General features: G+C 74.1%; 7 protein-coding genes. 3 read left to right on the top strand and 4 right to left on the bottom strand.

Going from position 1 to position 7,742, the window contains the following annotated elements:
* Positions 1-245: 245 nt before the first annotated feature.
* Positions 246-1,241: an ABC transporter substrate-binding protein gene (locus OYE22_RS02410; RefSeq protein ID WP_277318840.1), complete on the bottom strand. Its 996-nt coding sequence runs from the start codon at positions 1,239-1,241 to the stop codon at positions 246-248.
* A gap of 129 nt (positions 1,242-1,370) precedes the next feature.
* Here OYE22_RS02410 and OYE22_RS02405 point away from each other — a divergent pair, with 129 nt between their 5' ends.
* The 3 genes from OYE22_RS02405 (at position 1,371) to OYE22_RS02395 (ending at position 5,890) form a co-directional block, all read left to right on the top strand.
* On the top strand, positions 1,371-2,174 hold the full coding sequence (locus OYE22_RS02405) for a siderophore-interacting protein (protein ID WP_277318839.1): 804 nt from the start codon (positions 1,371-1,373) through the stop codon (positions 2,172-2,174).
* Positions 2,175-2,319: 145 nt separating this feature from the next.
* Positions 2,320-4,059 (top strand): ABC transporter ATP-binding protein, encoded by a 1,740-nt coding sequence (locus tag OYE22_RS02400; RefSeq protein ID WP_277318838.1) that lies wholly within the window; start codon positions 2,320-2,322, stop codon positions 4,057-4,059.
* Positions 4,052-5,890 (top strand): ABC transporter ATP-binding protein, encoded by a 1,839-nt coding sequence (locus tag OYE22_RS02395; RefSeq protein ID WP_277318837.1) that lies wholly within the window; start codon positions 4,052-4,054, stop codon positions 5,888-5,890. The genes OYE22_RS02400 and OYE22_RS02395 overlap by 8 nt, the downstream gene beginning before the upstream one ends.
* Before the next feature lie 93 nt (positions 5,891-5,983).
* Here the strand turns inward: OYE22_RS02395 and OYE22_RS02390 are convergent, their stop codons facing one another.
* The 3 genes from OYE22_RS02390 to dhaL form a co-directional block, all read right to left on the bottom strand.
* Positions 5,984-6,367: a VOC family protein gene (locus OYE22_RS02390; protein ID WP_277318836.1), complete on the bottom strand. Its 384-nt coding sequence runs from the start codon at positions 6,365-6,367 to the stop codon at positions 5,984-5,986.
* Positions 6,368-6,534: 167 nt separating this feature from the next.
* A complete protein-coding gene (locus tag OYE22_RS02385) occupies positions 6,535-6,942 on the bottom strand; it encodes a PTS fructose transporter subunit IIA (protein ID WP_277323949.1) in 408 nt (135 codons plus the stop codon).
* Between the two features lie 14 nt (positions 6,943-6,956).
* A complete protein-coding gene (dhaL, locus tag OYE22_RS02380; protein WP_277323948.1) occupies positions 6,957-7,568 on the bottom strand; it encodes a dihydroxyacetone kinase subunit DhaL in 612 nt (203 codons plus the stop codon).
* Positions 7,569-7,742 lie beyond the last annotated feature (174 nt).

Below are 7,742 nucleotides of genomic sequence, written 5' to 3'. Positions count from 1 at the left end.
CGAGCGGGCGCCGTACGGCTGGTGCGCCGGGGCCCGCGCCCCGGCGCACCACGGGCACGCGGGGGCGCCGCCCCGCCAGAGGCGCGGGGAGCCCCGGGGCGCCCGTATGTCCGGCGGGGTCTCCCGGCCCGGCGGGGCGACAGGGCCCAGGGCATGCGCCGGGCCCCGCAGGGCCGAGAGCGCCGTGCGGGGCGGAACGGCCGGGCGCGGGGCGGCCGTTGCCACCCCGCGCCCTGGCGCGCGCGTTACAGCTTCCGCAGGATCTTCTCGATCTCGTCCACCGCGCCGTTGGCCCAGCGGTAGGAGCCGACGGTGTAATGCTTGATCGGGAAGGCGTGCCCGGCCTTGACCGCGCGCACCCCCTTCCAGACCTTGTTGTCCAGCAACTGCTGGGTGAGGGCGGGGGCCTTGCCGTCGAAGAGGTGCGGGTAGAGCAGCACGTCGCAGTCGTCCAGGATCTCCAGCTCCTCGTACGACTTCTGGACGAACCCGGCCTCGTCCTTGGCGATCCTGGCGCCGATCCGCAGGCCCAGGTCGCGCATGACGGTCAGCAGTGGCGAGCCGAGGAAGAACGCCCCGTTCTGGCCGCCGCTGAGCGGCGCCCAGGTGGTCTTGGAGATCTGCGCGGCGTGGGCGTCCTTGACCTCCCTCAGCCGTCGGCGGTATTCCGACTTGGCGTCGGTGAGCGCGTCGCGCCGGTTGACCGCGTCGGCGACCTTGTCGAGCTGCTCGTACCACAGGGCCCCGCTGTCGGACCAGTTGAAGTACGCGACCGGGGCGATGGTCTTCAGCGGCGCGGTCTTGTCCTTGTAGAACTGGTCGACGATCAGGTCGGGCTTGAGCGCGCCGATCGCCTGCGCGTTGGGCGTGCCGGCCACGCCGATCGTCTTGACCCGGCGCAGCTTCTGGTAGACGTCCGCGGGCAGCGCGGCCGGGTTCGCGATGCCGTCGGGGATGCCCACCGGCACGATGCCGAGGTCGAGGAGCATCAGGGTGTCCCAGTTCTCGCAGGCGATGACGCGCTGCGGGTGGGCCGGGGCCTCGATGGTTCCGTTGTCGGTCCTGACGCTGCGGGTGTCCTGCTTCCCGCCGCCCTCGCCCCCCTTGTCGTCCTTCTTGTCGTCGTCGTTGGATTCGCTCACCCCGCAGGCTGTCAGTCCGATGGCGGCGGCTGTTCCGGCCAGTCCGCCGAGGAACGCCCGGCGCTTCACAGGCGTGAACGGGGTGGCGGATCGGGTCATCTCAGATCTCCTCGCACGTCGAATACGGCGCGACGATGCCGCGCATGAAAGGTTAGGCTTGCCTAACTTACTCCTTGACCGCAAGATCTAAGGAGTTGGCCGCCGTTGAGGAGTGAGGAGCCCACCAGGATGAGCGGGGCGTCGATCCAAGAGCACCGGTACGCGAGCCGTCGGCCGGGCAGGCTGAACGTCACGAGGGTGCGCCAGGTGCGCCGGATCACCCCGCGTATGACCAGGATCACCTTCGGAGGTGACGACCTGTCAGGCTTTCTGAGCAACGGCACCGACCAGCACGTCGCGCTCTACTTCTACGAGCCGCACGTCGAACTGCCCCGGCCCTTCACCGCCGAGGCGGCCCGCGCCCTGCTGCCCGTCGCCCGCCCCCGGCTGCGCCGCTACACCATCCGCCACCACCGCCCCGAACAGGCCGAGGTGGACATGGACTTCGTCCTGCACGGCGCCGACCAGCTCGCGTCGGGCTGGGCCGAGACCGTACGGCCCGGCGACGAGAGCATCTGGTTCGGGCCCAGCCCCGCCTACCAACTCGACGTCGAAGCCCCCTGGCACCTCTTCCTCGGCGACGAGACGGCCATCCCCGCCATCGCCGTCACGCTGGCCGCGCTGCCCGCCGGGGCCAGGGCCCGGGTGCTCATCGAGATCGCCGACGCGCAGGAGGAGCAGCCGCTGCCCACCGCGGCGGACGCCGAGATCACCTGGCTGCACCGCGACGGTCGCCCGGCGGGGCAGCCGCTGCACGACGCCGCGCTCGCGACGCCCCTGCCGCCTGGGGCCGGCCGGGTGTGGGGCGCGGCCGAACGCGGCGTCGTCAAGGCCCTGCGCGGCCACTACGTCCGCACCCACGGCATGGACCGGGCACACACCCACCTCACCGCGTACTGGACGCGGGGCGAGACCCAGGACAGCGAGGTCTGAGCCCGCCCCATGTCCGGTCACCACCCCCGAACCGGCACCCCGGCCCCCCCGGGCCCGCCCGCGCCCACCAGCCGCGACGCCCCCACCCAGCACGGCCAACGGAGGTCAACCCGACCATGCCCACACTCCCCGCCGGGAGCGGCACATGACGCGCCCGCCCGCCGCCGTGTCACACCCCTCGAACCCCGCCGCCCCCGCCACCCCCGCCGTACGGACCGGCCCCGGTGGCCTGCTGCTGTGGTGCCTGCGCGACAACGCGGGCCGCGTCACCATCGCCGTCGTCGGCGGACTGCTCTACCAACTCGCCCTCATCGGCCTGCCCTGGTGCGTCGAACGCGCCCTCGACCAGGGCATCACGGTGGACGACCCGCCCGCGACGCTGCGCTGGGCCGGCGTCATCGCCGCCGTCAGCGTGGCCGCCGCGCTCGGCGAGATCGTCCTCGGCTGGCAGTCCACGGTCAGCGCGACACTCACCGGAAACCGGCTCTACCTGCGCCTGGCCGACCGGATCGGCGTACTCGACGAGGCCGCCATGGACCGGTACGGCGAGGGCGACCTCAGCATGCGCGGCACGCGCGACGTGGACCTGGTGCGCACCTGGCTGATGGGGTTCGCCTCCTTCGTCACCGGCGTCATCGGCTTCACCGTCATGATCATCGCCATCCTCGGGCTCGACCCGCTGCTCGCCGTCGTCGGCCTCGCCTGCGTACCACCGCTGGTGATCATCAACACGGTGCTGTTTCCCAAGTGGTTCGGAGCGGCCAACGCCGACCTGTCCGCCGCGCACGGCGCCCGGGCCGACGCCGTCGAGGAACTGCTGTCCGCCAGCGCCGCCGTACGCGGCCTCGGCGGCGAGCGGGCGCTGGTCGAACGGCACGACGAACGCAGCTCCCACGTCACCCGGCACACCCTCGTCACCGCCCGCGTCTCCGCGAGTTGGGCCGCCGTCTCGCCCTTCGTGCCCGGGCTGGCCATCGGCGTCGGCCTCGCCGTCGGCGGCCTGGCCGTGTTGCGCGACGACATGACCATCGGCGGCATCGTGGCCTTCACGAGCTGGATGAGCATGCTGGTGCTCTGGGTCGGCGTGCTCACCCTGCGCCTGAGCCAGCTCAGCCAGGCCCGCACCGCCGCCCGCCGCCTGGTGGAGGTCTTCGAGACCGAACCCGCCCTGGCCACACCGGCCGACCCCACCCCGCTGCCCACCGCCGGGGACCTGGTCGCCGACGGCGTCACCGTCCACCGCGAGGGCCGTACGATCCTCGCCCCCACCAGCCTCACCGCACGCCCCGGCGAACTGGTCGCCCTCACCGGCCCGATGGCCTCCGGCAAGACCACGCTGCTACGCGTCCTCGCCCACCTGAGCGCCCCGAGCGAGGGCACCGTACGGTACGGGGCCGTCCCCCTGGACCAGGCCGCCCCCGACGAACTGCGGGCCCGCGTCGCGTACGTACCGCAGCGGCCGGTCACCGTCAGCGGCACCCTCGCCGACAACCTGCGCCTCGGCGGCGAGTTCAGCGACGAGGAGCTGCGCGAGGCGTGCCACCTCGCCGCGCTCGACGACTACCTCGCCGAGCGCCCCGACGGCCTGGAAACCCCGCTGGGAGAGGGCGGCAACACCCTCTCCGGCGGCCAGTCCCAGCGACTCGCGCTGGCCAGGGCGCTGCTGCGCAAGCCGTCCGTGCTGCTGCTCGACGACGTCACCTCAGCGGTCGACACCGAAACCGAGAAGGCCATCGTGGAACGACTCACCAGCCGAGGCGACGGGCTCACCGTCGTGTTCGCCACCCACCGCCCGGCCGTGCTCGCCGCCGCCGACCGCGTCATCACCCTGGCGCACACCGCCCCGGCCGCGGCCGACGAGGAGCGGGTGAGCGCGGGTGGCTGAGCAGCCAGGGCTCTCCGAGACCCCCGACCAGACGGCCGTACTGCGCCGCGCCTGGCCCTACCTGCGCCCCGAGCGGCGCGGCATCGCGCTGGCCCTGGTCGGCAGCGCAGCGGCCACCGCCTGCACGGTCGCCGTGCCGGCCGTCATCGGCGCCGGCGTCGACCAGCTCATCGAGGACGACCGCGACGGCCTGCTCACCGCCGCCGGCGTGCTGGTGGGCCTCGTCGTGGTGCGCCTCGTACTGTTCCGGCAGTCCGAGATCTGGCTCACCACGGTCGGCGAACGCGTCGTGCGCGGCCTGCGCGAACTGGCCGTACGACGCCTGGCCCAGGCCCCGCTGCGCTTTCTTGAGGCACACCGCTCCGGCGATCTGCTGCGGCGCACCACCACGGAGATCGCCGACCTCGCCAACTTCGTCCGTGGCCAGTTGCCCGAGGTCCTCACCGTCCTCGGCTACCTGCTGTTCACCACCGTCCTGCTGCTCAGCTACTCGCCGCTGCTCACCCTCGCGTTGCTCGTGGTGTTCGTGCCCGGCATCGTGTGGGTGCTGCGCCGCTTCAAGCGCGCGGCGGGCCCGGCCTTCGCGGCCGAGGCGGCCGCCGCCGGCACCGTCGCCGCCACCTACCGGGAGCTGGTGACGGCCCGCGAGATGTTGCAGACCAACAACGGTGTGGGCGGCTGGCGAGCGCGGTTCCTGGCCGACAGCGAGCACCGCTACCAGGCCGCGCGGCGCACCCAGAAGTCGCTGTTCATCATCAGCCTCTCGCGCGTCGTGCAGGGCCTGACCACGGTGGTCCTGCTGCTGCTCGGCGGCTGGCTGGCCGCCGACGGCCAGATCAGCGTCGGCACCGTCGTCGTGTTCATCCTGGCCACCCGGCAACTCTTCGACTCGGCCACCCAGGCGTCCAACCTCGTCGGCCAGTTGCAACTCACCAAGGTCGGCCTGGCCCGGCTGCTCGACCTGCTCACGACGACCGCCCCGCACGTCGCCGAGACCACCGAGAACGACGCGGCGCCCGACACCGCACACCCCCGCGAGCCGACGGCCGCGCCCCCGAAGCAGGCCTCCACGGACGAGGCGGCCCCGCCGGACCGGCCGCTACAGGCCGTACGCGGCACGGCCCCGATCCCTTCAACGACGCCCGCGCGGGGTGACCTTGAGGTGCGCGACGTGCGCTACTCCTACGTCGCCGACGCCGAGGTCCTGCACGGCCTGAGCCTGTCCATCCCGGCCGGCGACCGGGTGGCCCTGATCGGCCCGACCGGGGCGGGCAAGACCACCCTGGCCAAGCTGATCACCGGCCTGTACACCCCCGACGCGGGCAGCGTCAGCTACGCCGGCGTTGACCTGCGCGCGCTGCCGCCCGGCGAACTGCGCCGGCGTGTCGTCCTGGTGCCGCAGCGGGTGCACCTGATCAGCGGGACGCTCCAGGACAACCTGGCCCTGGTCCCGCGCCGGCCCACCGACGACGAGGTCCGCCAGGCCGTGGCCCGCCTCGGCCTGGAGGACTGGGTGGCCGGGTTGCCGGACGGCCTGACGACCCGGCTCGGCGGCGGCGAGGGCCGGCTGTCGGCCGGCGAGGTGCAGTTGGTCGGCCTGGTACGGGCGGCCCTGGTCGACCCCGCCGTGCTGGTTCTGGACGAGGCCACGGCCGACATCGACCCGCAGACGGCCCACAAGCTGGAGACGGCCATCGACGTGCTGCGCACCGACCGCACCCTGATCGTCATCGCCCACCGCGAGTCCACGATCGAGCGGCTGCCCCGGGTCATCCGCCTCGAACACGGCGGCCTCGACCCGCTGCCGGCGCCCCGGGGCGCGCCTTCGTAGGTGTGACGGAGGGACGACGAAAGGCGGTCAACGACGGGGTTTCCGGGTTTCCTCGTCGGTGACCGCCCCGGGCCGGCGCCCGGTCGCCCGTGGCTAGACGGGCCGCACGCGGGCGCGCAACAGGCAGAACACGTTGCCCTCCGGGTCCGCCAGCACGTGCCAGTCCTCGGCGCCCGTCTGGCCGACGTCGGCGGGCCTGGCGCCGAGCGCGAGCAGCCGTTCCAACTCGGCGTCCTGGTCGCGGTCGGTGGGGTTGACGTCGATGTGCAGCCGTGGCTTCGCGGTGGGCGGGGCGTCGTTGGGGCTCAGGATGATGGTGGGCTGCGGACCGCCGAAGCCGACCTCGGGCGGACCGATCTCGATGCCCCCGTCGTCCTCCCGGCCGATCTCTACGTAGCCGAGCACCTCGCACCAGAAGGCGGCGAGTCGCTCGGGATCGGTGCATTCGAGGATCAGCTCACTGATGCGGCATGCCATGCCGGGCAGTGTACGGAGCCCTCGCCGCGCCGCGCGATCATGTTTCGCGGCCCGGCGGCACGCCTCCCACCAGGCAGTCGGCGGCGGGACATCGGGACATTCGGGCGGCGGCGGGCGGGGAGGGGCCCGGTGGTGCGCCGGCCCCGAACCCCGGGGCCGGCGCCGGGTCACACCTTGCGGTAGCCGTACGCCTCCTCGGCCGCCGCCGCCACGGCGTCGAGGTCGGCGCCGGTGGCCGAGGTGACCACCGCCGCCACCGCCCCCTCCACCAGCGGCGCGTCCACCAGCCGGGTGCCGGCCGGCAGTTCGTCCCCCTCGGCCAGCAGCGCCTTCACCGTGAGGACGGCGCTGCCCAGATCCACCAGGAGGGCCACGCCTGCGCCGCCGTCCACCGCCCGCGCCGCCTCGACGACGAGATCCGCGCTTGTGCCGAGACCGCCGTCCCGGGTGCCGCCGGCCGGCGCGACCGGTGCCGTCGTCAGCCCGGCCAGCCCGCGCGCCAGCTCGGCGACCGCCTCCGCGACCGGCCCGCTGTGCGAGACCACGACCACCCCGACCCGCCCCTCCTGCGCCACCCGCTGCACCGCGCTCACCGCGCCACCTCCGCGAGCGTCGCGAACAACAGGGCCGACGAGCTGGCCCCCGGGTCCAGGTGTCCGACGCTGCGCTCACCGAGATAGCTGGCCCGGCCCTTGCGGGCCCGCAGCGCCTCCGTGGCCCGCGCGCCCTCCTCCGCCGCGGCCCGCACCGCGTCGAACGGGTCGCCCGCCGCGTCGGACGCGCCGAGCGCGTCCGCGCCGGGCACCAGCGCGTCCAGCATCGTCTTGTCGCCCGGCGCGGAGCCGCCGAGCTGCGCCACCGCCGCGACGCCCGCGCGCAGCGCCGCGCCCAGCTCGGCGACGCTCACCCGTTGCGCGTCGCCGAGCTCCTTGCCCGTACGCCGCAGCAGGGTGCCGTACAGCGGCCCGGAGGCGCCTCCCACCGTCGAGATCAACTGCCGGCCGGCCAGCGCCAGCACCGCCCCCGGGGTGCCCGGTGGGCCCGCGTCCAGGGCGGTGGCCACGGCGGCGAATCCGCGTCGCAGGTTGCTGCCGTGGTCGGCGTCCCCGATCGCCGCGTCGAGTTCGGTGAGGCGGTCCGCCTCGCGGTCCACGGCGGCGGCGGCCGCCGCCAGCCACCGCAGGAAGAACGCGGCGTCCAACCCCTCGTCGGGGCCGCCGCCCGACCCCGCGTCGGGGTGGGCGTGCGCGGGGGCGGGGTCGCTGTTGGAGGCGGATGCAGTGCCGGACACGGGTGGGTCCCTTCGCTCGTACGACCGGCCGGGGCCGGTCGTTCTCCGTCGCTCTACGCCAGCGTACGCAGCGCGTGCGCATCA

This window comes from Streptomyces sp. 71268 (assembly GCF_029392895.1).
GTDB lineage: Bacteria > Actinomycetota > Actinomycetes > Streptomycetales > Streptomycetaceae > Streptomyces.
The sequence above is the reverse complement of the archived record's forward strand: the minus strand, read 5'-3'. Positions and strand labels throughout refer to the sequence as shown.